This is a genomic window from Citrobacter sp. RHBSTW-00881, from assembly GCF_013728515.1.
Lineage (GTDB): Bacteria > Pseudomonadota > Gammaproteobacteria > Enterobacterales > Enterobacteriaceae > Citrobacter > Citrobacter braakii.
The window spans coordinates 153,821-178,192 of record NZ_CP056269.1; the positions used below are offsets into that span (position 1 = coordinate 153,821).

22 protein-coding genes and 1 pseudogene are annotated in these 24,372 nt (G+C 52.9%); 13 read left to right on the forward strand and 10 right to left on the reverse strand.

What is annotated here, in order from left to right; genetic code table 11:
* Positions 1–109: 109 nt before the first annotated feature.
* Positions 110–2,026: a PTS mannitol transporter subunit IICBA gene (gene mtlA, locus HV311_RS00755; protein ID WP_016154956.1), complete on the reverse strand. Its 1,917-nt coding sequence runs from the start codon at positions 2,024–2,026 to the stop codon at positions 110–112.
* A 533-nt stretch (positions 2,027–2,559) separates the two neighbouring features.
* Between mtlA and HV311_RS00760 the strand changes: the two genes are divergently transcribed.
* The 9 genes from HV311_RS00760 to HV311_RS00800 all read left to right on the forward strand — a co-directional run bounded on the left by HV311_RS00760 (position 2,560) and on the right by HV311_RS00800 (position 12,692).
* Complete coding sequence (locus HV311_RS00760; protein ID WP_016154955.1) at positions 2,560–2,922, forward strand: DUF3302 domain-containing protein; 363 nt, start codon at positions 2,560–2,562, stop codon at positions 2,920–2,922.
* Positions 2,923–2,924: 2 nt separating this feature from the next.
* A complete protein-coding gene (locus HV311_RS00765; RefSeq protein WP_016157740.1) occupies positions 2,925–4,061 on the forward strand; it encodes an HlyD family secretion protein in 1,137 nt (378 codons plus the stop codon).
* A gap of 70 nt (positions 4,062–4,131) precedes the next feature.
* The gene (locus tag HV311_RS00770) at positions 4,132–4,740 is read left to right on the forward strand and encodes a glutathione S-transferase (RefSeq protein ID WP_191220607.1); all 609 of its coding nucleotides are present in this window, start codon (positions 4,132–4,134) and stop codon (positions 4,738–4,740) included.
* Positions 4,741–4,838: 98 nt separating this feature from the next.
* Positions 4,839–6,230 carry an L-seryl-tRNA(Sec) selenium transferase gene (selA, locus tag HV311_RS00775; protein WP_016154951.1) on the forward strand — a complete coding sequence of 464 codons (1,392 nt, stop codon included), beginning with the start codon at positions 4,839–4,841 and terminating at the stop codon, positions 6,228–6,230.
* On the forward strand, positions 6,227–8,071 hold the full coding sequence (gene selB / locus HV311_RS00780; protein ID WP_191220608.1) for a selenocysteine-specific translation elongation factor: 1,845 nt from the start codon (positions 6,227–6,229) through the stop codon (positions 8,069–8,071). The genes selA and selB overlap by 4 nt, the downstream gene beginning before the upstream one ends.
* Before the next feature lie 188 nt (positions 8,072–8,259).
* Entirely contained in the window at positions 8,260–9,411 is a 1,152-nt protein-coding gene (yiaY, locus tag HV311_RS00785) for an L-threonine dehydrogenase (RefSeq protein WP_191220609.1), read from the forward strand.
* A 92-nt stretch (positions 9,412–9,503) separates the two neighbouring features.
* A complete protein-coding gene (aldB, locus tag HV311_RS00790; RefSeq protein WP_019078065.1) occupies positions 9,504–11,042 on the forward strand; it encodes an aldehyde dehydrogenase AldB in 1,539 nt (512 codons plus the stop codon).
* Positions 11,043–11,226: 184 nt separating this feature from the next.
* On the forward strand, positions 11,227–11,550 hold the full coding sequence (locus tag HV311_RS00795; RefSeq protein ID WP_016154947.1) for a DUF3302 domain-containing protein: 324 nt from the start codon (positions 11,227–11,229) through the stop codon (positions 11,548–11,550).
* A 5-nt stretch (positions 11,551–11,555) separates the two neighbouring features.
* Entirely contained in the window at positions 11,556–12,692 is a 1,137-nt protein-coding gene (locus HV311_RS00800; protein WP_191220610.1) for an HlyD family secretion protein, read from the forward strand.
* Positions 12,693–12,740: 48 nt separating this feature from the next.
* Here HV311_RS00800 and HV311_RS00805 read toward each other — a convergent pair whose 3' ends face one another.
* Complete coding sequence (locus HV311_RS00805; protein WP_047501322.1) at positions 12,741–13,694, reverse strand: LysR family transcriptional regulator; 954 nt, start codon at positions 13,692–13,694, stop codon at positions 12,741–12,743.
* 121 nt (positions 13,695–13,815) lie between these two features.
* Between HV311_RS00805 and HV311_RS00810 the strand changes: the two genes are divergently transcribed.
* The gene (locus HV311_RS00810; RefSeq protein WP_016154944.1) at positions 13,816–14,556 is read left to right on the forward strand and encodes a MipA/OmpV family protein; all 741 of its coding nucleotides are present in this window, start codon (positions 13,816–13,818) and stop codon (positions 14,554–14,556) included.
* Positions 14,557–14,664: 108 nt separating this feature from the next.
* Positions 14,665–15,144: pseudogene (locus HV311_RS00815) on the forward strand (helix-turn-helix domain-containing protein); the annotation flags it as partial.
* A gap of 4 nt (positions 15,145–15,148) precedes the next feature.
* On the opposite strand, the gene araD reads toward HV311_RS00815, so the two are convergent.
* From araD to yiaK, 8 genes are all read right to left on the reverse strand, one after another.
* Positions 15,149–15,844, reverse strand: a complete 696-nt coding sequence (araD, locus tag HV311_RS00820; protein ID WP_016154942.1) for an L-ribulose-5-phosphate 4-epimerase — start codon at positions 15,842–15,844, stop codon at positions 15,149–15,151.
* Positions 15,838–16,698: an L-ribulose-5-phosphate 3-epimerase gene (locus tag HV311_RS00825; RefSeq protein WP_047415838.1), complete on the reverse strand. Its 861-nt coding sequence runs from the start codon at positions 16,696–16,698 to the stop codon at positions 15,838–15,840. The genes araD and HV311_RS00825 overlap by 7 nt, the downstream gene beginning before the upstream one ends.
* Positions 16,691–17,353 (reverse strand): 3-keto-L-gulonate-6-phosphate decarboxylase UlaD, encoded by a 663-nt coding sequence (gene ulaD, locus HV311_RS00830; protein WP_047359027.1) that lies wholly within the window; start codon positions 17,351–17,353, stop codon positions 16,691–16,693. The genes HV311_RS00825 and ulaD overlap by 8 nt, the downstream gene beginning before the upstream one ends.
* The gene (locus tag HV311_RS00835; protein ID WP_191220611.1) at positions 17,353–18,855 is read right to left on the reverse strand and encodes an FGGY-family carbohydrate kinase; all 1,503 of its coding nucleotides are present in this window, start codon (positions 18,853–18,855) and stop codon (positions 17,353–17,355) included. The genes ulaD and HV311_RS00835 overlap by 1 nt, the downstream gene beginning before the upstream one ends.
* Positions 18,856–18,953: 98 nt before the next feature.
* On the reverse strand, positions 18,954–20,273 hold the full coding sequence (locus HV311_RS00840) for an MFS transporter (RefSeq protein WP_016154938.1): 1,320 nt from the start codon (positions 20,271–20,273) through the stop codon (positions 18,954–18,956).
* Positions 20,274–20,304: 31 nt separating this feature from the next.
* Positions 20,305–21,237, reverse strand: coding sequence for a DUF4862 family protein (locus HV311_RS00845; RefSeq protein ID WP_191220612.1), 933 nt, complete (start codon positions 21,235–21,237; stop codon positions 20,305–20,307).
* 13 nt (positions 21,238–21,250) lie between these two features.
* Positions 21,251–21,715, reverse strand: coding sequence for a YhcH/YjgK/YiaL family protein (locus HV311_RS00850; protein WP_049042778.1), 465 nt, complete (start codon positions 21,713–21,715; stop codon positions 21,251–21,253).
* 11 nt (positions 21,716–21,726) lie between these two features.
* Complete coding sequence (gene yiaK / locus HV311_RS00855) at positions 21,727–22,725, reverse strand: 3-dehydro-L-gulonate 2-dehydrogenase (RefSeq protein WP_016154935.1); 999 nt, start codon at positions 22,723–22,725, stop codon at positions 21,727–21,729.
* A gap of 217 nt (positions 22,726–22,942) precedes the next feature.
* On the opposite strand from yiaK, the gene yiaJ reads away from it, so the two are divergent.
* Positions 22,943–23,758, forward strand: coding sequence for an IclR family transcriptional regulator YiaJ (gene yiaJ / locus HV311_RS00860; RefSeq protein ID WP_016154934.1), 816 nt, complete (start codon positions 22,943–22,945; stop codon positions 23,756–23,758).
* 117 nt (positions 23,759–23,875) lie between these two features.
* On the forward strand, positions 23,876–24,349 hold the full coding sequence (locus HV311_RS00865) for a 4Fe-4S dicluster domain-containing protein (RefSeq protein WP_053388707.1): 474 nt from the start codon (positions 23,876–23,878) through the stop codon (positions 24,347–24,349).
* Positions 24,350–24,372: the final 23 nt, after the last annotated feature.

Consider the following 24,372-nt stretch of genomic DNA (forward strand, 5'->3'; position numbering starts at 1 on the left):
ATGCGTTGGCTCTCCTCGCTCACCCCAGTCACGTACTTATGTACGCTCCTGGGGATTCGCTGCGTTGCCGCCTTTCTGCAGCTCGAACTATTTTGGAGATACTTAACGGTTAAGCTTTTTTACCAGCCAGCAGTTCCAGAACTTCATCCACGCTGGTGGTATGGGCCAGACGTTCGATCACGGATTCGTCATCCAGAGCGTTGGTCAGGCTGGTGATCACCTGGATATGTTCATTGTTACGTGCGGCGATACCAATGACCAGGCGGGCAATGTCGTCTTCTTCTTCACCGAAGCGCACGCCTTCCGGGTACTGGCAGAACACCACGCCGGTTTTCAGCACGCGGTCTTTGGCTTCAACCGTACCGTGCGGCACTGCGATGGACTCACCGAGGTAAGTCGGGGTTAGTTTTTCGCGGTCCAGCATTGCCTCGACGTATTCTGGCTCAACGTAGCCGCCTTTCACCAGTTGCTCACCGGCAAAGCGAATCGCTTCTTCTTTGTTAGTGGCTTTACGGCCGAGGAAGATATTCTCCGCACCCAGTTTGAACAGGTGGGTATCACCCTCTTCGAAGCTGTCTTTCAGGTGATCGCGGACTTTCTCTTCGTTCACGTTGTGGCGCTGTGCAGCAACCAGACGTTCGGTCAGGCTGGCGTACAGGCCGCTGTCGAGGAAGTTGGTCAGCGAAATGTGTTGTGCCTGAGGCACCTGGCGCATCGCACGTTCGGTCAGGTCACGGTGAGTAATGACCAGATCGACATCCGGCGGCAGATTGTTAATCGCGCTGTTGGTGACGGAAATCTGAGACAGACCGGCATCCTGCACTTTCTTGCGCAGTACGCCCGCCCCCATGGCGCTGGAGCCCATACCCGCATCGCAGGCAACGATGATTTTACGCACATGGCTCAGGTCGTTAGTCACGTCGCCAGCCGCCAGCGGAGATGCACCTTTGGATTCCGCTTTCATGTCGTGCATACGACGAGTTGCGGCATCAATGTCATCATCTTCTTTCACTTTGCTGGTTTTCAGCAGAATGGCTGAGACGACAAAGGAGACAGCCATTGCGGCACAAATAGCAGCGATGTTCGCGAAGTAAGCACCCTTCGGCGTCATTGCCAGCACGGCCAGGATAGAACCCGGAGAAGCCGGAGAAACCAGGCCGCCGTTCAGGATAGTCAGGGTAAATACGCCAGTCATACCGCCGAGGATAACGGCCAGGATCAGACGCGGGTTCATCAGCACGTACGGGAAGTAAATTTCGTGGATACCACCCAGGAAGTGGATGATAGCCGCGCCGCCTGCAGACTGCTTAGCGCTGCCGCGACCGAAGAACATGTATGCCAGCAGAACGCCCATACCCGGACCCGGGTTAGCTTCAATCAGGAAGAAGATGGATTTGCCCATCTCATGGGACTGCTGAATACCCAGCGGTGAGAAAATACCGTGGTTGATGGCGTTGTTGAGGAACAGGATTTTCGCCGGTTCAACGAAGATAGACGCCAGCGGCAGCATGTCATGGACAACCATGAAGTTAACGCCTGCCGCCAGGATTTTGGACAGTGCTTCAACCAATGGGCCAATGCCAAGGAATGCCAGAATGGCGAGGATCATCCCGATGATGCCTGCGGAGAAGTTATTCACCAGCATCTCAAAACCGGACTTGATCTTACCGTCTACCCAGTTGTCGAAATGTTTGATAGCCCAGCCGCCCAGCGGACCTGCGATCATCGCGCCGAGGAACATTGGCATATCGGCACCGACGATAACGCCCATGGTGGTGATAGCACCCACCACGCCGCCACGCTCGCCGCCAACCAGCTTACCACCGGTATAACCGATCAGCAGCGGCAGCAGATAGGTGATCATTGGGCCGACAAGCTTCGCCAGCGTTTCGTTCGGCAACCACCCTGTCGGAATGAATAATGCGGTGATAATACCCCACGCGATAAACGCGCCGATATTTGGCATCACCATGTTACTGAGGAATCGACCAAAGCTTTGCACTTTGATCTTAATATCGGATGACATAAAAACACCCCTTCTTATGTTTGCTGTCGCGCAGGCTAAAAGCCCGAGGTTTGTTAATGTAGCGGCAGGAGGTAGCCGGACCCTGTAGATACTGCGAAATCTGGCACTGAATCGTTCAACTGTCCAGTCGACGACTTTTTATGTGACGTTTGTCACGTAAATATAGGGTGTATGGCGTTAGTTAATGTGATTTTCATCACAAAATATCGGTACAAAAAAACATCACAGGTCAAGAATTGGCTAAAAATGGTCGTTAAGTGTGAAGTTATTCACGTTTTTGCTTTGGCTGTTTGTTGGATATTTGTGATCTACATCGCAATAAATATTTGTCTGGATTTCTCTTGGTGTGATCTGGAGCGGATTCTGTTTCATCACCTATTTCTTGCAACTACCCCGCAAGCCATCAACCTGAAAATTTATACCCTGGTGGTATGGCGGAAATGGCTAACTGCAATTATGTTCAAATTACCAGCCATGACTCCTTTCGGCTGCCTGCAATTGAAAGCTCTGATTAGCGTGAATACGAGGCGGGTATGTTTCTAAACTATTTCGCGTTAGGTGTGCTGATCTTCGTTTTTCTGGTTCTGTTTTACGGAATCATCGCCATCCATGATATTCCCTATAACATGGCTAAGAAGCGCAACCATCCCCATGCCGATGCCATCCATACGGCGGGTTGGGTGAGCTTATTTACGCTGCATGTTATTTGGCCCTTCCTGTGGATCTGGGCCACGCTCTATCAGCCAGAACGAGGCTGGGGAATGCAGTCACACATCACGCCGTCCGGGAAGGAACCTGACCCTGAAATTGCCGCGCTGGCCGCGCGCATCACCCAGTTGGAAAATAGACTGGATGGGGAGAAAAAAAACGATAACTCCACCTTTCCGGAGATTTGATCATGGACTTGTTGATTGTCCTGACCTATGTGGCATTCGCCTGGGCCATTTTTAAAATATTCCGTATTCCGGTAAATCAATGGACGCTTGCTACCGCCGCATTAGGTGGGGTGTTTATTGTGGCGGGACTGATTTTATTAATGAACTATAACCACCCGTATACCTTTACGGCGCAAAAGGCGGTTATTTCAATTCCTGTTACCCCACAGGTCACCGGAATTGTTAGTGAAGTGACAGATAAAAATAATCAGCTGATTAAAAAAGGCGAGGTGTTATTTAAACTCGATCCCGTTCGTTATCAGGCGCGGGTCGACAGGCTGCAGGCCGACCTGGTGACCGCTACGCACAACATCGACAATATGAAAGCGCAGCTGTCTGAAGCCGTAGCCAATACCACCCGCGTTTCCGCTGAACGAGATCGCCTGTATAAAGATTATCAACGCTATTTGAAGGGTAGTCAGGCGAAGGTTAATCCATTCTCTGAAAGCGACATCGACAATGCCCGGCAAAACTACCTGGCGCAGGATGCGCTGGTCAAAGGCTCCGTTGCTGAACAGACGCAGATTCAGAGCCAGTTAGACAGTATGGTCAATGGAGAGCAATCTCAGGTTGCGTCTCTGCGCGCCCAGCTCGCTGAAGCCAAATACAATCTTGAACAGACTATCGTACGTGCGCCCAGCAACGGTTATGTAACACAGGTGCTTATCCGGCCCGGGACCTATGCCGCCGCGCTGCCTCTACGCCCGGTGATGGTATTTATTCCGGAACAAAAACGGCAAATCGTGGCGCAATTCCGCCAGAATTCGTTGCTGCGCCTTAAACCGGGTGATGAAGCGGAAGTGGTCTTCAACGCGCTGCCAGGCCAGGTATTCTCCGGCAAGCTCACCAGCATTCTGCCGGTTGTTCCGGGCGGTTCTTATCAGGCGCAGGGAGCATTACAGTCCTTAACGGTGGTGCCGGGTACCGATGGCGTGCTGGCCACGATTGAGCTGGCTCCCAATGCCGATGTGGATGCGCTGCCGGACGGTATCTATGCCCAGGTGGCGGTCTATTCCGACCATTTCGCTCACGTTTCAGTGATGCGTAAAGTGCTGCTGCGCATGACCAGTTGGATGCATTACCTTTATTTGGATCATTGAGACCGTCATCACCTGCCATTTGCACTGACCTGAGCCATACTGATATTTTTGTTGGCAAAAAGGACCCGGCATGAAACTCATTGGCAGCTATACCAGCCCTTTTGTGCGTAAAATTTCTATTCTGTTACTGGAAAAGGGTATCACCTTCGAATTTGTGAATGAACTCCCCTATAACGCAGATAACGGCGTGGCACGCTATAACCCGTTAGGAAAAGTGCCCGCGTTGGTTACCGATGAGGGCGAGTACTGGTTTGACTCTCCGATCATCGGGGAATACATAGAACTGCTGGATATTGCGCCAGCGATGCTGCCGCGTGAACCACTGGCGGCGCTGAAGGTACGCCAGTTGGAAGCGCTGGCCGATGGCATTATGGATGCCGGTTTAGTCTCAGTACGCGAACAGGCTCGCCCCGCCGCGCAGCAGTCAGAAACCGAACTGTTACGCCAGCGGGAGAAGATTACCCGTAGTCTGGATATGCTGGAAGGTTATCTGGCGGAGGGGACGCTGAAAACGGATACGGTTAACCTGGCCACCATTGCGATTGCCTGTGCCGTCGGTTATCTCAATTTCCGTCGGGTTGCGCCCGGCTGGTGTGTTGATCGCCCGCATCTGGTCAAACTGGTGGAAACGCTCTTTCAACGCGAAAGTTTTGCCCGTACGGAACCGCCAAAGGCTTGATACACATTATACTCGCCTGAGCAAAGTCACGGTACAATCCTTCCTATATCGATATCCCTCTCCACGGTGGAGAGGGCCACCAACAGCCAGGCCCTTTCATGACAACCGACATGCGTTCACTCTACAGCCAGCTTCCTGCTATCGATCGTTTATTGCGCGATAGCGCCTTCCCAGCCTTACGTGAGTCTCACGGTCATACCCGGGTGGTTGACCTGCTGCGTCACATGCTCGACGAAGCCAGAGAAGCTATTCGCGACACGCACGCGCTCCCGGCATGGTGTGAGGACTGGGCGCAAGAGGCCTGCGCCCGGCTGGAACGAGAATCGCAAAGTGCGCTGCGTCCGGTGATTAACCTGACCGGAACGGTGCTGCATACCAATCTTGGTCGCGCATCGCAGGCCGAAGAAGCGATCGAGGCGGTGGTGCAGGCGATGCGCACGCCAGTGACGCTGGAATACAGCCTGGATGATGCCGGGCGTGGACATCGGGATCGGGCCCTGGCGGATTTACTCTGCCGTCTGACGGGGGCGGAAGACGCCTGTATCGTCAATAACAACGCGGCAGCGGTTTTGCTGATGCTGGCGGCCACGGCTAACGGCAAAGAGGTGGTCGTTTCACGCGGAGAACTGGTAGAAATTGGCGGCGCATTTCGTATTCCGGACGTGATGTGTCAGGCCGGATGTATTCTGCGCGAAGTGGGTACCACCAACCGGACCCACACGAAAGATTATCGTCAGGCGGTAAATGAAAACACCGGTCTGCTGATGAAAGTGCATACCAGTAATTACAGCATCGAAGGCTTTACGAAGTCGGTGGATGAGGCAGAGCTGGCCACTATTGGCAAGGAGCTGGATGTTCCGGTAGTGGCGGATCTCGGCAGCGGCTCGCTGGTTGATCTCAGCCAGTATGGATTACCGCAGGAGCCGATGCCGCAACAGCTGATTGCAGCTGGCGTTAGCCTGGTGAGCTTCTCTGGCGATAAATTACTGGGAGGGCCGCAGGCAGGGATTATTGTCGGTAAAAAAGAGATGATCGCGCGCTTACAGAGCCATCCGCTGAAACGTGCATTACGGGCTGATAAAATGACGCTGGCTGCGCTGGAAGCGACGCTGCGGCTCTACCTGCACCCGGAAGCGCTGGCAGCGAAGTTGCCGACGTTACGCCAGCTCACCCGCTCGCAGGAGGCTGTCCACGCGCAGGCACAACAATTACAGGCACGGCTTGCTGATCATTACGGCGACGAATTCGCCCTGAACGTTATGCCTTGTTTATCGCAGATAGGCAGCGGTTCGCTACCTGTTGATAGGCTGCCCAGCGCGGCATTAACCTTTACTCCACATGACGGGCGCGGTAGCCGCCTCGAAGCACTGGCCGCCCGTTGGCGTGCGCTGCCCGTGCCGATCATTGGGCGAATTTATGATGGTCGCTTATGGCTGGATCTGCGCTGCCTTGAGGACGAGACCCGGTTTATGGAGATGATGCTGAAATGATTATTGCAACCGCCGGACACGTTGACCACGGAAAAACAACGTTATTACAGGCGATTACCGGCGTGAATGCCGACCGTTTGCCGGAAGAAAAAAAGCGCGGCATGACCATCGATCTCGGTTATGCCTACTGGCCGCAGCCGGACGGAAGGATTCTGGGATTTATCGATGTTCCCGGACACGAAAAGTTTTTGTCCAACATGCTGGCGGGTGTCGGCGGGATCGACCATGCGCTGCTGGTGGTGGCGTGTGATGACGGCGTGATGGCGCAAACGCGTGAGCATTTGCAAATTCTGCAACTGACGGGCAATCCGCAGATCACCGTGGCGCTCACGAAAGCCGATCGCGTGGATGACGATCGCATCAACGCGGTACGTACTGAGGTGCATACTGCGCTTGAGAACTATGGATTCGCCGATGCGGTTCTGTTCGTGACGGCTGCCAGTGAAGGTCGTGGAATCGAAGAACTGCGCGATCATTTACAGCAATTAACGTCGCGCGAGCATGCCCGCGATCGCAACTTTCGCCTGGCGATTGACCGTGCCTTTACGGTCAAAGGCGCGGGTCTGGTGGTGACCGGGACGGCGCTTAGCGGTGAAGTGACTGTTGGTGACACGCTGTGGCTCACGGGCGTCAACAAACCGATGCGCGTACGTAGCTTGCATGCGCAAAATCAGGCCACCGATCGCGCGCAGGCGGGGCAACGTATTGCGCTGAATATTGCCGGTGATGCACAAAAAGAAGAGCTTAACCGCGGCGACTGGCTGCTCTCCGATGCACCGCCAGAGGCGTTTACCCGCGTGATTGTCTCTTTAGAGCATGCCGCGCCGCTGATGCAGTGGCAACCGCTGCATATTCACCACGCGGCCAGCCACGTCACCGGGAGAATCTCGCTGCTTGAAGGGACGCTGGCGGAACTGGTGTTTGATACACCGCTCTGGCTCGCCGATAACGACCGTCTGGTGCTACGCGATATTTCGGCCCGCACGACGCTGGCTGGCGCGCGTGTGGTAACGCTCAATCCGCCGCGTCGCGGGAAGCGTAAGCCGGAATATTTGCAGTGGCTGGCAGCGCTGGAGAAGGTACAGAGTGACGGCGAAGCTCTGGCGCTGCATCTGACGCGCGGGGCGGTGAATATTCCTGACTTCGCCTGGGCGCGTCAGCTCAACGGCAACGGTATGCGTCCGTTGATTGAGCTGCATGGCTTTATTCAGGCGGGATACAGTCTGTTGAATGCTGCCGTTGCAGCGCGCTGGCAGCGGAAAGTCCTTGATACGCTGGCAACGTACCACGAGCAGCACCGTGATGAACCAGGACCAGGGCGAGAACGCCTGCGCCGTATGGCTTTGCCGATGGAAGACGAAGCGTTGGTCCTGCTGCTGATTGAAAAGATGCGTGAGAGCGGCGCCATCCATAGCCATCATGGCTGGCTGCATTTGCCGGATCATAAGGCCGGTTTCAGCGAAGAGCAGCAGGCTATCTGGCAAAAAGCAGAACCGCTTTTTGGCGATGAGCCGTGGTGGGTGCGCGATTTGGCAAAACAGACGGGCACAGATGAGCAGATGATGCGTGTGGCGTTACGACAAGCAGCGCAGCAAGGCATCATCACCGCGATCGTCAAAGATCGCTATTACCGTAACGATCGGATTGTGGCCTTTGCCAATATGATCCGCGAACTGGATCAGGAGAAAGGATCGACCTGTGCTGCCGATTTCCGCGACAGGCTTAACGTTGGACGCAAATTGGCTATCCAGATTCTGGAATATTTTGACCGCATTGGTTTTACGCGTCGCCGGGGAAATGATCATTTATTACGCGATGCTTTGCTGTTTCCCGAAAAGTAATGAAACAATTAATTCAGGAATTAAATGAATTAATACAAAATCAATATTGATTGAAATAAGCACATTAGATTATGAACCTAATGTGCTTTTTAATTGTGGGTGTTATTAAAATAACAACCACGATCATATTTTGTTGGATATTTCACTCGTATGCTTCCTGACTCTTTAGAGTAATTAAGGATCGTACAATGACTGCTTCAACATTTTTTATTCCTTCCGTGAATATAATTGGCGCTGATTCATTAAAAGACGCAATGAATACAATGGCGGAATATGGTTTTCGTCGTACGCTGATTGTCACGGATGCCATGCTGACAAAATTAGGTATGGCTGGCGAGATTCAAAAAGCATTACAGGAACGTGATATTTTCAGCGTAATTTTCGACGGTACGCATCCTAATCCCACGACCAGTAACGTCGCTGCTGGCCTGCATATACTGAAAGAAAACGAATGTGATAGCGTTATTTCCCTCGGCGGCGGTTCTCCGCACGATTGTGCGAAGGGCATTGCGCTGGTGGCGGCTAACGGCGGCGATATTCGCGATTACGAAGGTGTGGACCGTTCTGCAAAACCACAGCTGCCGATGATCGCCATTAACACCACCGCGGGCACGGCATCTGAAATGACCCGTTTCTGCATCATTACCGATGAAGTACGCCACATTAAAATGGCGATTGTGGATAAGCATGTTACGCCGCTGCTGTCCGTTAATGACTCCTCGCTGATGGTCGGCATGCCGAAGTCCCTGACAGCGGCAACCGGTATGGATGCGCTGACCCACGCCATTGAAGCCTACGTGTCTATTGCTGCAACGCCGATTACCGATGCGTGCGCGTTGAAAGCTGTCACCATGATTGCGGAAAACCTGCCGGTCGCCGTTGCAGAGGGCAGCAATGCTCAGGCGCGCGAAGCCATGGCTTACGCGCAGTTCCTCGCGGGCATGGCTTTTAACAACGCTTCTCTTGGTTATGTGCACGCAATGGCGCACCAGTTGGGTGGCTTCTACGATCTGCCGCACGGTGTATGTAACGCAGTGCTGCTGCCGCATGTGCAGGTTTTCAATAGCAAAGTGGCTGCCGCTCGCCTGCGTGATTGCGCTGCGGCAATGGGCGTGGACGTTGCTGGCTTGAGCGCAGAGCAAGGTGCGGAAGCCTGCATCGCGGCGATCCGCGAACTGGCGCAGAAAGTGAATATCCCGGCCGGTCTGCGTGAGTTGAACGTAAAGGAAGAGGATATTGCCGTACTGGCGACCAATGCTCTGAAAGATGCCTGCGGTTTCACTAACCCGATTCAGGCGACTCATGAAGAAATCATGGTGATTTATCGCGCAGCCATGTAATTCGTGATACCTGTCGTAAAGCAGTAAATGGCTGGCGAATAATTCGCCAGCCCCGTCTACCCTTGTAGTACCCCTACAGCAAGGAGACGGTCATGACCAATAACCCCCCTTCAACGCGTATTTATCCCGGCGAGTATGGTTACCCTCTGAAGTTAAAAGCCCGATACGATAACTTTATCGGCGGTGACTGGGTTGCCCCGGTGGACGGCGAGTATTACCAAAACCTGACGCCGGTAACCGGGCAATTACTGTGCGAAGTGGCCTCTTCCGGCAAAAAGGATATCGATCTGGCACTGGATGCCGCGCACAAAGTAAAAGACAAGTGGGCGCAGACATCCGTGCAGGACAGGGCGGCGATACTGTTCAAAATCGCCGATCGTATGGAGCAAAACCTGGAACTGCTGGCGACGGCAGAAACCTGGGATAACGGTAAGCCCATCCGCGAAACCAGCGCGGCAGATGTTCCGCTGGCGATTGACCATTTCCGCTATTTCGCTTCCTGTATTCGTGCGCAGGAAGGGGGTATAAGCGAGGTTGATAGCGAGACCGTGGCTTATCACTTCCATGAACCTCTTGGCGTGGTAGGGCAAATTATCCCGTGGAATTTCCCGTTGCTGATGGCCAGCTGGAAGATGGCGCCCGCGCTGGCGGCGGGTAACTGCGTCGTGCTTAAACCCGCGCGCCTCACGCCGCTGTCCGTGCTGTTGCTGATGGAAGTCATCGGCGATCTGCTCCCGCCAGGCGTGGTAAACGTGGTAAACGGTGCGGGTGGGGAAATCGGTGAGTATCTGGCGACGTCTAAACGCATTGCGAAAGTGGCGTTTACCGGCTCCACGGAAGTTGGGCAGCAGATCATGCAATACGCTACGCAGAACATTATTCCCGTCACGCTGGAGCTGGGTGGGAAATCGCCCAATATCTTCTTCGCTGATGTGATGGATGAAGAGGATGCTTTTTTTGACAAAGCGCTGGAAGGTTTCGCGCTGTTTGCCTTCAATCAGGGTGAAGTGTGTACCTGTCCGAGCCGTGCGTTAGTACAGGAATCTATTTACGAACGTTTTATGGAAAGAGCTATTCGCCGGGTGGAGAGTATTCGCAGCGGCAACCCGTTAGACAGCGTGACGCAAATGGGTGCGCAGGTCTCGCATGGTCAACTGGAAACCATTTTGAATTACATCGATATTGGTAAGAAAGAAGGGGCTGATGTTCTCACCGGCGGGCGGCGCAAGCAACTGGATGGCGACTTAAAAGAAGGTTATTACCTCGAACCAACCATTCTGTTTGGCAAGAACAACATGCGGGTTTTCCAGGAAGAGATCTTCGGGCCTGTGCTGGCCGTCACGACCTTTAAAACTATGGAAGAGGCGCTGGAAATCGCCAATGACACCCAATATGGGCTTGGCGCTGGTGTCTGGAGCCGTAACGGAAATCTGGCGTACAAGATGGGCCGTGGGATTCAGGCGGGGCGTGTATGGACCAACTGTTACCATGCTTACCCGGCCCATGCGGCATTCGGTGGCTATAAGCAGTCGGGCATCGGGCGCGAGACGCATAAGATGATGCTCGAGCATTATCAGCAAACCAAATGTCTGCTGGTGAGCTACTCAGATAAACCGCTGGGACTATTTTAATTTCTCATCACTTATTGCCCGGTTTTGCGCCGGGCATATCTTTATTCTGCAGTTATATATAAACCCATATATCGTTATATAAATAAGACGATTGCATCCAATCTGGTCATTCCACTACTATTATCAACTCTATTGTGTAAATCAAATTGCAGCCGAATTTTCAATTTAAATCCCTGAGGCAAATATGTTCCTTAATTATTTTGCATTAGGAGTGCTTATTTTTGTATTCCTGGTCATTTTTTACGGGATTATTATTCTGCATGATATTCCCTATCTCATTGCAAAGAAACGTAACCATCCTCATGCTGACGCAATACATGTCGCGGGCTGGGTGAGTTTGTTTACCTTACATGTCATGTGGCCCTTTTTATGGATCTGGGCAACGCTTTATCGCCCGGAACGCGGGTGGGGTATGCAAAGCGCGGATTCTTCCCTGATCCAGTTGCAGGCCAGGGTTGCCGATCTGGAAAAGAAACTGGGTGAGGCGAAGACCTCTCCGGCGGAGTAATATCGATGGATTTATTGATCGTTCTGACCTATGTGGCGTGCGCATGGTCAATATTTAAGATTTTTAAAATTCCTGCCAATAAATGGACAGTACCCACTGCAGCATTGGGCGGTATATTCATTGTTTGCGGGCTTATATTACTGATGAATTATAACCATCCGTATACATTTAAGGCACAAAAGGCAGTAATTTCTATTCCCGTAGTACCGCAGGTCACGGGGGTCGTGACGGAAGTGACGGACAAGAAGAATACGCTGATCAAAAAAGGTGAGGTACTGTTTAAACTTAATCCGGGACGTTATCAGGCACGAGTTGATCGCCTGAAAGCTGATATTGTCACCGCACAACATAAAGAGCAGGTGCTGGTAGCGCAGTTAGACGAAATGCAAGCCAACACGCAGCGGGCAAAGGCTACGCGTGACAAGCTAGCTAAAGATTACCAGCGCTATGCGCAGGGGAGTCAGGCGAAGGTCAATCCTTTTTCTGAACGCGATATCGATGCGGCGCGGCAAAACTATTTGGCGCAGGAAGCAGCAGTGAAGTCCTCCGTTGCGGAACAACAGCAAATCCAGAGTCAGTTAGACAGCCTGGTGCAGGGTGAGAATTCGCAAATTGCCAGCCTGAAAGCGCAGTTAGCCGAAGCGGAGTTCAACCTGGACCAGACAGTGGTTCGCGCGCCCAGCGATGGTTACGTTACGCAGGTGCTGATGCGACCGGGAACCTATGCCGCCGCGCTGCCTATGCGTCCGGTGATGGTGTTTATTCCGGATCAAAAACGGCAAATTATCGCCCAGTTCCGGCAAAACTCGTTGCTGCGATTGGAGCCAGGCGATGAAGCTGAAGTGGTGTTTAACGCCCTGCCAGGTAAGGTTTTCAGCGGCAAACTGGCTGCCATCAGTCCGGCCGTACCGGGGGGGACATACCAGTCGAATGGGTCGCTGCAATCCTTAAATTCTACGCCCGGATCGGAAGGGGTGATCGCCACGATTGAGCTGAATGATAATGTGGATGTGAACGCTCTGCCTGATGGGATTTATGCGCAGGTCGCGGTTTATTCTGATCACTTCACCCATGTGTCAGTGATGCGTAAGGTTCTGCTGCGTATGACCAGTTGGGTGCATTATCTGTATCTCGATCACTAGGCGCAGGCTATTTTGCTTACCATTTTGAACCTGGTAACCTACTTTCGCTTACTCAGGCTGCTGTTCCAGCGCCTGAGTAAGTTGCTGGCGGAGCTCTGCCAACATCTCATCAAGAATAAACTGTACCCGCCATGGCTGATATTCACGTTTGCGGAAAATCACCACCAAATCCAGCCACCATTCATGTTGTTCTGAGAAACATGGAACCAGCGACCCGGATTCAATATCTTTTTGGATACTCGCATTTGGCGCAAAAACAATGCCCAGATGGTTACGTGCCAGCGCCAGTGCAGACTGCGTATTGTCGCAGACATAATTTCCGGTCACCCGATAATCGTGCATCTCCTTGCCTCCGGCAGAAGTGAAACGCCAGATATTAGCCTCATCTATCATCATGGAATCAATCAGGATACAGGAATGTTCTTCCAGTTCATCAGGGCTACTAATAGGATGTGCTTTGATATACTCAGGGCTGGCAAAAGCCGTCACCGCATATTTGGTAATGAAACTGGCAACCAGAGATTCATCTTTAGGATGCGCATAGGTGATTAAAATATCACAATCTTCAGGGAAGTCGACACCTTCAAAAAATGCCTTTCGTTCCAGGTTACATGTTTTAAGTGAGAGGCTAATTCCACCGATATCCTGAATTTTTGCGATCACATGTTGCGATAAATAAGCAATTATGCCCGTCGGTGCATATACGGTTACCCGGCCACGTTTTTCGTGCTTATAATCAGCAATGAAATTATTGAGCTGATCGTTTCTGTCCAACATGTCATTGATGTAAGGAAGCAGCGCCGTACCAAACGGCGTGAGGGTGAGCTGTCGAGTGGTGCGATCAAATACCTTTAGTCCAACTTTTGATTCAAAATCAGCAAGGTACTTACTAACGTTGGCTTGTGCGATGCCGAGAACCGTAGCGGCATGACTGATGTTTTCACTGGCAGCAATTACTGAAATAATCTTCAGTTCCCGGTGTTTGAGTTGTAATTTGTTCATCGCCAAACCCAATATATATATGTTTGTATATATTACTATATAAATATGAATCTTGCACCGATGAAATTGTAAGCATTATTATGCACGCGTTTTGTATCTTATTTTAAAATGGAATGTGGGCATGTTAATTAAACGCAATATTGTGGCGCTATTCGCCTTTTCATTTATGGCGAGCGCAACTGCCGCAGAATTTTCTATTGGCGGCGGCGCTGTATATAACGAATCTCCTTATCGTGGATATAATGATAACGTTCACGCAGTACCGCTTGTCAGTTATGAAAGTGAATCATTTTATTTTAGGCAAACAACGTTAGGTTATATTCTTTCAAAAAATGAAAGTAATGAATTTAGCATTACTGCCTCGTACATGCCGCTTGAGTTTGATCCGGGTGATAACGACGATCAAGCGATGAAGCAACTGAACAAGCGTGACGCAACCGCGATGGCGGGTGCTGCATGGTATCACCATGAGAAATGGGGCAGCGTGAAAGTCTCCGCAGCAGCGGATGTGCTGGACAACAGCAACGGTTGGGTTGGGGAAATGTCTCTGTTTCGCCAAATGCCGATGGGCAAGCTGACGCTGACGCCGGCGATTGGCGTGCTCTACTATGACGAAAACTTCAACGAATATTACTACGGCATCTCTGGCAATGAATCCCGCCGTAGTGGGTTATCAAGCTACTCCCCTGGCGATAGCTGGACACCGTATGTTGGCCTGTCCGCTAAATACGCATTGACCAGCAATCTGACGCTGCTGGCCAGCGCCAACTATAGTGCGCTGCCAGATGATATTAAAAATAGCCCGATGGTTGACCGTGATGACAGCTTTACCTTTATGTCCGGTCTGACCTGGCGTTTCTGATTCTCACCCGTTTGTCCTCAGGGAGGAGGGCAATCTTTTCAATGTGATAGACCGGATAAGACTCGAAGCATCGTCATCCGGCACGCCTTCAGTTACTACTCGTTTACCCAGATACGCATTTCGCTGTTTCGCAAGTTCTTACGCGTGCAGGAAAATATTCATCGCAGCGTTGCGTTGGAACTGATCCTACTGCTGATTTTGCAGCAAATCTCCGCGGCGGCTAGCGAGCAACCCGCAGATAGCCCCGGTAATGCGCTGGCATGGAAAGCGCAACAAATAATCCACACCCAGTTCCACCTGCCGATTAGTGCTTCAACTCTGGCGAAAGAACTGTATTGCAATGCGGATTATCTGGGGCGTGTATTCCGTAGCGCTTTCAGGCTGACGCTAACTGAAGCATTGCATCGCCAGCGGGTAAGGGCGGCAGAAAAACTGTTGATCAGTGGCTCGCTGTCGCTTACCGAAGTGGCGATAAAATGTGGATTTAATGATGTGGGTTACTTTCGCAAAATCTTTCGCAAGCATACCAGCCTGACACCCGCGGCGTGGAAACGGCGCTATTGCAAAGAGCATATTAATAGCGCCTGACCCGTTACTGCCCGTAATACGCATTCACGCCGTGTTTGCGCAGATAGTGTTTATCCAGCAACTCCGACTGCATATCCGGCAACTGAGGGGCTAACTGGCGCGAGAACAGCCCCATGTAGGCGCACTCTTCGAGCACCACCGCGTTATGTACGGCGTCTGCGGCATCTTTACCCCAGGCGAACGGACCGTGTGAATGCACTAATACCGCCGGAACCTGCAGCGGATTAAGATCGCGTTGCTCAAAGGTCTGAATAATGACCTCACCGGTTTGATATTCATATTCGCCGTTAATCTCCTCAACGGTCATCAGACGAGTACACGGAATAGAACCATAGAAATAATCGGCATGTGTGGTGCCCCATGCCGGGAGATCAAGACCCGCCTGTGACCAGATCGTCGCGTGGCGTGAATGGGTGTGGACGATCCCACCGATTTCAGGGTAGCGACGGTACAGCGCCAGATGGGTTGGCGTGTCTGAGGAGGGTTTTTTACTGCCTTCAACCACATTGCCGCTGGCAATATCCACCACCACCATATCGTCGGCGGCCATCACGTTATATTCCACGCCGGACGGCTTAATCACCATCAGCTTACGCGTTTCATCCACCGCGCTGACGTTACCCCAGGTAAAGGTGACTAAACCATGAGCCGGAAGCGCCAGATTGGCCGCCAGCACCTCGGCCTTCAGTTGTTCTAACATGGAAATCCTCCTTCCTGCATACGTGCTTCTATCCAGCGTCGCGCCTGGATAATTTCCAGTACCGGCTCATTCGCTTTTTCAGTCCACATTTCAATCAGAAACGATCCGCGATAGTTCAGCTCATGCAGCGTTTTAAAGATACCGACAAAGTCCACGCACCCTTCGCCAAAAGGCACATCGCGAAACTGGCCCGGATGGGTTTCGGTTACCGGTAGCGTGTCTTTCAGGTGGATAGCGGCGATACGGTCGATGCCCAGCGTCAATTCGGCAGTGACGTCATTTCCCCAGGCGCTGAGATTGCCTACGTCCGGATAGACGGTGAACCACGGCGATGACAGCATTTCGTCCCACTTTTTCCACTTGCTAATCGAGTTCATAAAAGCGGTATCCATAATTTCTACCGCAAGCATGACCTGCGCGGCGGCGGCTTGCTCGACTGCCCATGCCAGCCCTTCGGCAAAGCGCTGCTGCGTACCTTCGTCATGTTCCTCGTAATAGACGTCGTAACCTGCCAGTTGAATGGTGCGAATACCGAGATCGCGCGCCAGACGAATAGCTTTGGTCATGATGTCGCGCGCCCGAACGCGGACTGATTCATCGCGGCTGCCAAAGGGAAAACGGCGGTGGGCGGACAGGCACATTGAGGGGATTGCCACGCCGGTTTCCAGCATCGCGCTCACCAGCGATGCGCGCTGAGCGGGGCTCCAGTCGAGACGCGACAGACGTTCATCGGTTTCATCCACCGACATCTCGACGAAATCAAAACCGCAGCTTTTCGCCAGCACCAAACGCTCCGGCCAGGATAGGTCTTTCGCCAGCGCTTTTTCATAGATACCTAACGGATGATTACGCATACTGTGCTCCCCAGATGGCGTCGATTTGCGCATGGAATTCAGCGGCAACCTGCGTTGGGTTTTGCGCCCCAGCCAGCGCGCGTCCGGCGATAAAGGCTTTGACGTTGATATCGCGAAACAGCGGCAGGTCGGCGGGCGTAATCCCGCCGGTAATCGACAACTCCAGACCGATATCGGAAAGCGCTTTCATGCGCGCCAGATCCGCTTCTCCCCACTGTTGCCCGCTGGCCTGGGCATCGCGCCCCCGATGGTAAATCGCCTGGCGAACCCCAACGTGATACCAGTCACGGGCGTCATCCAGCGTCCAGTTGCCGAACAGTTCCATCTGAATTTCGCCGCCGCAGGACTGCGCGACGCCATGGCCTTTCTCTACCGTCGCCAGCGGCGCAGCGCAGATGATGGTCATCCAGTTAGCGCCAGCACCAAACGCTTGCTGTGCAAGGGTTTCGCCCGCATCGGCTACCTTCCAGTCGGCGACGATGATTTTATTTGGGCACTGGGCGCGCAGCGCTTTGACGGCGCTAAGGCCTTCGGTTAAGCAGAGAATCGTTCCCGCTTCAACGATATCGACACTTTCTTGTAGCAGTGCGACATCGCGCTGGGCTGCCTGCAGGTTGGTGTGGTCGAGCGCCAGTTGCAGTAATGGTCGACTCATCATTCATGCTCCTTAATGCGGGCGTGATAGCCCTGTAGTGCGGTAATTAAATTCTGGTATTGGCGGTATTTGCGCTGGTAGCTCGCATGCGCGGCGGCGTCTGGCAGCAGTGTGCGCACTGGGTGCTGTAAGCTGCGCTGCGCGCCGCTGAAATTGTGATAAACGCCGGTGCCTACGCGGGCGGCGAGTGCTGCGCCAAAGCAGCCGGTCTCTTCAATCTGTGGCAGCTCGATACGTAAGCCGCTGACGTCTGCCAGCATTTGCATCCAGATGTCGGAGTGCGCCGGACCTCCGGTGACGCGCAGGGTATGTGCCTGCGTAAAACGTTCACGCATGCGGTTCAGGTGGGTCATGTGGCTGAAAACCACGCCTTCGTAGATGGCCTGTAATAAGTGGGCGCGAGTGTGTATAGCCTGCATGCCATAAAAGCCGCTGGTCATCTCCAGCCCGGCGTTACTGCCGTACAAAAAGGGCAGGAAGAAAAGCGCGCTACCGGCTTTCGGTAAGCTAGCAACGGCCTGATTAATTTCATCAAAAGAGAGCTCACCCCACTGAGCGGTAAACCATTCCAGATTGCCGGAGGAGGTCGGACTGGCTTCATGAACGATGTACTGCCCGTCATTCACATAGCGGCCATAAACATAGGGATGAGGCTCGTGGTCGCGCAGGCCGTGAGCGATCCCGCTGGTGACAGCCCACGTTCCCATCACCGCGTTAAGGGTGTGCTCATCTTCGATACCGGCGCAGAGTGCGGTGGAAACCACATCAAACAGACCGCCGACGACGGGCGTACCCGCCGCCAGACCGGTGATGGCGGCTGTCTGGGCGGTGATTTCCCCGCATATTTCTGCTGACCCCACGATGGGGGGCAGGGCATGGTCGATTTCACTGATACCCAGCCACTGAGTCAGCTTCGGGTCGTACTGACCCGTGGTCATGTTGTAGAGGTTCGACTCGGAGATATTGCTCTCTTCGCAGCCTTTGACGCCGGTTAAGCACCAGCGCAGGTAGTCATGACCCATCATGACGCTACCAATTTGCGCGTAGCGCTGAGGGGTGTTCTCTTTCACCCAGCGTAGGAGCGATGCCGGATGCCCGGTCCACAATGTCTGGCGGGTGACCGGGTAGAGCTGCTCAGGGATCCCATCCTGCTGCCAGCGCTGTACGATGTCCATCGCACGTCGGTCAGAAGAGAGAATGGCATTACCTAGCGGCTTATCTTGCTTATCAAGTAGGAACAGGCCTTTGCCCTGAGCGGATATACCGACACCTTTGATTTGCTCGCCGCAGACACCTGTACGCTTTAACAGCCCGGCAATGGTCGCGACGCACTGTTGCCACAGTTGGTGCATATCGCGTTCGGCGTACCCGGGTAATGGCGATATTGTCTGCAGCGATTGCCGGTTAATTCCCTGCTCGTGACCTTTGGCATCATACAAACCTGCTTTCAGATATGTACCGCCGCAATCAATACCCAGCCAGAAGGTCGCTTTCTCACTCATCTTTGTTATCTCATTTTTGCCGGATGGCGCTGCGCTTATCCGGCCTACGACGGTTGCTACCTGTAGGCCCGGTAAGCGAAGCGCCACCGGGCATTGTTTTAAGCTGTACGTTTATGTGGATTCAGTGTATTTAGCGGCGCGGCGCCGGCATCGCATTTCGCTGGCAGCAGCAGGGCCATCAGCGCGGCCAGAGCCAGTGAAATTGCCAGGCAGTAAACGCCCGCATCTTTGCTGTACAGGGTGATGAGTACGCCGACCGCGTAAGGACCGCAAAAGCCACCGAGGTTGCCGAGAGCGTTGATGACCCCACGTGCGCCACCGGCCATTTCCGCGCTGAACAAACGCGCCGGAATAGTCCAGAACACGCCCGCAGCCGATTGCAGGAAGAATCCGCAGCCGACCAGCGCGGCATAAGCCAGCCAGACGTTATTTTTCAGCGCCACAGAGAGGAACATGCACAGGGCAAAGCCAATCAGCGGCAGGCAGACGAACAGCTTGCGTTTACCGGTGCGGTCAGAGAGAGAAGAGAACAGGAACATCCCGGCAATTGCGCCGACGTAAGGCAGAATGGCGAGCATGCCGACCTGCCCCATGCTGCTGTGAGTCAACTCTTTGAGAATGGTCGGCAGCCACAGGGTGTAACCGTAAATCCCGGTCTGATAGAAGAAGTTCAGCGCGATTAGCTGCCACATAGTTTTATCGGAAAGTACTGCGCCCAGAGAGGCATTTTTGACTTCGGTTCCGGCAATGGCTTTTTGCTCGGCGGCCAGCGTTTCCACCAGGTAATTTTTCTCGGCGTCAGAGATCCAGCGCGCTTCCTGCGGACGGTCGTAAACGGTATAGGCCCACAGCACCAGGACGACGACAGACAGTAAACCTTCAATGATAAACAGCCAGCGCCAGTCGAGCACGGTGATGATCCAACCCGAGAGCGGGGCGGTAATGATCCCGGCAATCGGCACAAACATAATCACAATCGCATTGGCGCGACCGCGTTCGGCATCGGGGAACCAATTACTGATCATCGTCAGCACGACCGGCAGCATGCCGCCTTCGGCAACGCCGAGTAAGAAGCGCAAAACCAGCAGTTGATACTGATTCGTGATCAACCCCGTCAAAACGGAAATGACCGCCCAGGCAACCAACGACCAGCCGATAAATTTCTTGCCGCTGCCGTGTACGGCAATTTTTCCGCCGGGAACCTGTAAAAACAGATAGCCGATAAAGAAAATACCACCGGCCAGACCGGCCATGGTGGCGGAAATACCTAATTCCTCATCCATTCCGCCGGGCATCGCGAATGCGATATTGACGCGGTCCATATAAGAAATAATACAGGCGATGAGAATAGGTGGAATAATCCGTAGCCAGCGCTGACGGGGTATATCTTGAAGTGTAGGGCGAGAGGTCATGTTCATATTAATATTCTCGTAGAGTAGTATTTTATTTTTATAGTTTTGCTTTATTTAATGCGGCGATACCGTCGCGCAATATTGCTACACGATGAGCCACATCTGCATTGGCATTTATTTCCAGTAATTTAATGCCGGCAAATTGCAATGGCTCGGTTCCTGCGCAGGCGAATAATTCGCGGGCATGCTCTGTGGCCATCAAACCTTCTGGACAGAAAGGGGCAAACGGTGCGTGTAAGTCCTGCCACTCGCCGTATTCCCCCGCAAGCGTGGTACCGGAAAACATCAGTGCGCCCAGTTTTCCAGCCCGTTGGGCCTGCTGCGTGTGGGTCAGCGGTAGGGTGAGGTTCCGTCCTTCAATGGCCGATCGCGCCCAGTTAATGCACACGCTGATGTCATACCCGGCAATGACCTCCAGCACGTTGTCCAACGGCAGAAAACCTTTGCGCGGCGCAATACCGGTCATGGCATCACAATGTTCAAGCACCAGATCGCAGGACCAGTCCCAATTGGCTATCTCTTTAAGCGAACGGGCGAATGCGTCGGTGGCCTGCGCAACATCTGGATTGCTGGCACGGGGGGCGGCATGCAGCTCCAGCGCAATCACTTTTCCGGCGTGGGACGCATTGATATGGTTGATTTTCTGCTGCAGATGACGGTAATACGCCACGCAGGCTTTACGTTGTTCTTCGTCGCTGGAAGCCAGCCCAAAAGCGCTGTTTGCGCCACGACGGCGCATGGTTTCCATTATAGCTGTGACCACGATTTGCCAGTCGCCCGGTGTATGACGTAATAACCATTCGTCGCCTAACGGGTGAAGATGTTCAAGGCAGGGCTGCTCCAGTCCGCGAATATCCGGGGTATCGGCGAGTTGTCGCCAGAAATCCTTCTCTTCCTCTTCACTCTTTTGGTGAAATGAGGGTGCACAGGGGTACGCACCGATAATATAACCGGCATTATTAACGCTCATGTTGTGCTCCTTTTTATAAAACTGAAATAGCGACCTTCACAACTATTTTACGGATCGGCGTGGCGACAGTTTTATGACATGCAGGGCGGTGAACATCCTGCGGGAAAAATATGGCATAACTTCCCGGAATCATTTCAATGAAAGATTCATTTTCGCTGGCGTGATAAAAAATAATATCGCGCTGTTCTAATAACGATTCACTGGTTTGGTTATTCCCGGTATCAATGGCGATCCCGATTTTCTCTTCACCCCAGGCCAGAAACTGAATATCCAGATAGCGGCGATGCACCTCAGGACGATTTTCGGCAACGTCACGGGTGGTTAAATCGATAATTTGCGCGAAGATATTTTTACCGTCGATCTCCACCACGCCCGGCTCCAGTTTTTGAAAATCTGTGGTGCGCAGAAAGTCGAGCGCCCTTTCAATCGCAGCGGGCAAACGGCATGGGTTAGGTTGAGCAATATGTCCGAAGATCATGGTGTTGCTCCTTACAGGGCCTGAATTTTTGCCCAGACGCTGTCGTCAACGGTGATACCGTTCCGGCGATTTTCTTCCAGTAGCTTTGTAAACTCGTGGCCCGGCAGACGGACAGGCGTGTTTTCATCTGCGCGTTCGGCGGTAGTGATGAAATCCATAATCCGCTGTAGCTTGGCATCGCGGGTGGCACCGTCGATCAGCTTATCCACTTCAATGGCGATAAAAATCTGTGAAACGCCATATTCATCGCTGTTATCCTGGGTGACTTCCGCAACGGAGGAGCCATCAGAAAGCAGGGTGGCAATCATATCCAGCACAATCGACAGACCTGAACCTTTCCAGTAGCCCATTGGCAAAATGCGGCGGTTTTTTTCGATAACGCCCGGCTCTTTGGTGAGATTGCCTTCATCATCAAAGCCACCATCTACCGGCAGTTGGCGACCGGCCAGGCGATTCACTTCCAGCATGCCGTAGGAGAACATCGACATCGACATATCAACCATGGTGATTGGTGATGAGGGGATCGCGACGATCAGCGGGTTAGTACCAATGCGGCACTCTTTCGAACCCCACGGTGGCATGACGGCAATCGAGTTAGTCCAGCAGATACCGATGTAACCTTTCTCCGCCGCCTGCCAGCCATAGCTACCGCCGCGCATCCAGTGGTTGGCGTTACGCAGTGCGACCAGGCCAATACCGTGATCGGAGGCCAGCTCAATGGCTCTGTCCATCATCTTTTTCGCCGTCAGGTTGCCGATCGAACGCTGGGCATCCCATTGTTCAATCGCCCCCAGGCTGGTAATGCGTTGCGGTTTGGCCTCAGGAATGATGTCGCCGTTATCCAGTTGCTGAATAAAACGAGGAAAACGATTCACACCGTGCGAATAAACGCCGGACTCGGTGGTGCGCGCAAACATTTCGGCACAGGCATCGGCGGTTTCAACGGCAATACCGCGTGCCAGCAGTACCCGCTTGAACGCATCTTTCAACTGCTCAAAAGTGACTTTCATTCCTGTTTCCTTGTTTAAATTTGATCGCTTTTTTATCTCTAAATTTCACTATGCGAAATCTGATTTCAAATATAGCGATCAAATTTTGACAGATCAACGGGGTGGTCTATTTTTTAAAATCATCAAAATCAAATAGTTGTGTTTTTTCGGTTCAGATCGTGAACTGAAACACACTTTGCGCTACCATCAGAGCGCGACGAAAAGGGGAGCGGAAGCGATGGGCACAAAAGAGAGTGAAATGACGCAAGACAAAGAGAGGCCAGCCGGAAGTCAGAGCCTGTTCCGTGGTTTAATGTTGATTGAGATTCTGAGTAACTATCCGAATGGGTGCCCACTGGCCCATCTGTCTGAACTGGCCGGGCTGAACAAAAGTACTGTGCATCGACTCCTGCAAGGGCTGCAGTCCTGCGGATATGTCACGCCTGCACCTGCTGCGGGTAGCTATAGGTTAACCACTAAATTTATCGCCGTGGGTCAGAAGGCACTATCCTCACTGAATATCATCCATGTTGCCGCACCGCACCTCGAAGCGTTGAATATTGCCACGGGTGAAACAATCAACTTCTCAAGCCGTGAAGATGACCACGCGATTCTGATTTATAAGCTGGAACCGACGACGGGCATGCTGCGTACCCGCGCTTATATCGGTCAACATATGCCGCTGTATTGCTCCGCGATGGGTAAAATTTACATGGCGTTTGGACATGCGGATTATGTGGAATCTTATTGGGAGAGCCATCAGGATCTTATTCAGCCGCTGACCCGCAATACCATTACCGGTTTGCCGGCGATGTACGACGAATTGGCGCAGATCCGCGAAAGCAGTATGGCGATGGATCGTGAAGAGAACGAACTGGGCGTTTCCTGTATTGCTGTACCGGTGTTTGATATTCATGGTCGGGTGCCGTACGCGGTGTCAATTTCACTCTCTACTTCGCGACTTAAGCAGATAGGGGAAAAAAATCTACTCAAGCCGCTACGGGAAACCGCGCAGGCGATTTCCAATGAGCTGGGCTTTACCGTTCGCGATTAGGCGGATCGCCATAGTTGTTCAGGCACCTGACAATATTTAACCGTTTCCCCTGTCCGATCAAGGCGTCAGGGGCAACCTCTCTGGCACTCTGTGGTTTTCACGCAGACGGAGGGAGCAATGAACGAGTTTATTATGGCGGATGCGGCAAAATGTATTGGGTGTCGTACCTGCGAAGTTGCTTGCGTCGTCGCGCACCAGCAAAACCAGGACTGCGCGTCGGTCTCTTCCACTGCGTTTACCCCGCGCATCCGCGTGATCAAAGACGACGCCTTTACGACGGCAGTCGCCTGCCATCAATGCGAGGACGCTCCCTGTGCAAATGTCTGCCCGACGCACGCAATTCGTCGTGAACATGGGCATATCTTCGTTGAACAGACGCGTTGTATTGGCTGTAAAAGTTGTATGCTGGCCTGCCCGTTTGGGGCAATGAATGTCGTCGCCCGCTCGTCACGGGTGCAGGCGATAAAATGCGATTTATGCTGGCACCGTGATGCGGGACCCGCGTGTGTCGAAGCCTGCCCGACCAGCGCGTTGCAGTGTATAGATGCCGTCAGTATTCAGCGCCAGCGTCTGTGTTCACTTCCACAGTAATGTGAGTCCCGACCTGTGGTTAG

What these genes read in the sequence shown, in the direction of transcription:
- mtlA (WP_016154956.1), bottom strand. Translation starts at nt 2,026, where the DNA reads ATGTCATCCGATATTAAGATCAAAGTGCAAAGCTTTGGTCGATTCCTC.
- HV311_RS00760 (WP_016154955.1), top strand. Translation starts at nt 2,560, where the DNA reads ATGTTTCTAAACTATTTCGCGTTAGGTGTGCTGATCTTCGTTTTTCTG.
- HV311_RS00765 (WP_016157740.1), top strand. Translation starts at nt 2,925, where the DNA reads ATGGACTTGTTGATTGTCCTGACCTATGTGGCATTCGCCTGGGCCATT.
- HV311_RS00770 (WP_191220607.1), top strand. Translation starts at nt 4,132, where the DNA reads ATGAAACTCATTGGCAGCTATACCAGCCCTTTTGTGCGTAAAATTTCT.
- selA (WP_016154951.1), top strand. Translation starts at nt 4,839, where the DNA reads ATGACAACCGACATGCGTTCACTCTACAGCCAGCTTCCTGCTATCGAT.
- selB (WP_191220608.1), top strand. Translation starts at nt 6,227, where the DNA reads ATGATTATTGCAACCGCCGGACACGTTGACCACGGAAAAACAACGTTA.
- yiaY (WP_191220609.1), top strand. Translation starts at nt 8,260, where the DNA reads ATGACTGCTTCAACATTTTTTATTCCTTCCGTGAATATAATTGGCGCT.
- aldB (WP_019078065.1), top strand. Translation starts at nt 9,504, where the DNA reads ATGACCAATAACCCCCCTTCAACGCGTATTTATCCCGGCGAGTATGGT.
- HV311_RS00795 (WP_016154947.1), top strand. Translation starts at nt 11,227, where the DNA reads ATGTTCCTTAATTATTTTGCATTAGGAGTGCTTATTTTTGTATTCCTG.
- HV311_RS00800 (WP_191220610.1), top strand. Translation starts at nt 11,556, where the DNA reads ATGGATTTATTGATCGTTCTGACCTATGTGGCGTGCGCATGGTCAATA.
- HV311_RS00805 (WP_047501322.1), bottom strand. Translation starts at nt 13,694, where the DNA reads ATGAACAAATTACAACTCAAACACCGGGAACTGAAGATTATTTCAGTA.
- HV311_RS00810 (WP_016154944.1), top strand. Translation starts at nt 13,816, where the DNA reads ATGTTAATTAAACGCAATATTGTGGCGCTATTCGCCTTTTCATTTATG.
- araD (WP_016154942.1), bottom strand. Translation starts at nt 15,844, where the DNA reads ATGTTAGAACAACTGAAGGCCGAGGTGCTGGCGGCCAATCTGGCGCTT.
- HV311_RS00825 (WP_047415838.1), bottom strand. Translation starts at nt 16,698, where the DNA reads ATGCGTAATCATCCGTTAGGTATCTATGAAAAAGCGCTGGCGAAAGAC.
- ulaD (WP_047359027.1), bottom strand. Translation starts at nt 17,353, where the DNA reads ATGAGTCGACCATTACTGCAACTGGCGCTCGACCACACCAACCTGCAG.
- HV311_RS00835 (WP_191220611.1), bottom strand. Translation starts at nt 18,855, where the DNA reads ATGAGTGAGAAAGCGACCTTCTGGCTGGGTATTGATTGCGGCGGTACA.
- HV311_RS00840 (WP_016154938.1), bottom strand. Translation starts at nt 20,273, where the DNA reads ATGAACATGACCTCTCGCCCTACACTTCAAGATATACCCCGTCAGCGC.
- HV311_RS00845 (WP_191220612.1), bottom strand. Translation starts at nt 21,237, where the DNA reads ATGAGCGTTAATAATGCCGGTTATATTATCGGTGCGTACCCCTGTGCA.
- HV311_RS00850 (WP_049042778.1), bottom strand. Translation starts at nt 21,715, where the DNA reads ATGATCTTCGGACATATTGCTCAACCTAACCCATGCCGTTTGCCCGCT.
- yiaK (WP_016154935.1), bottom strand. Translation starts at nt 22,725, where the DNA reads ATGAAAGTCACTTTTGAGCAGTTGAAAGATGCGTTCAAGCGGGTACTG.
- yiaJ (WP_016154934.1), top strand. Translation starts at nt 22,943, where the DNA reads ATGGGCACAAAAGAGAGTGAAATGACGCAAGACAAAGAGAGGCCAGCC.
- HV311_RS00865 (WP_053388707.1), top strand. Translation starts at nt 23,876, where the DNA reads ATGAACGAGTTTATTATGGCGGATGCGGCAAAATGTATTGGGTGTCGT.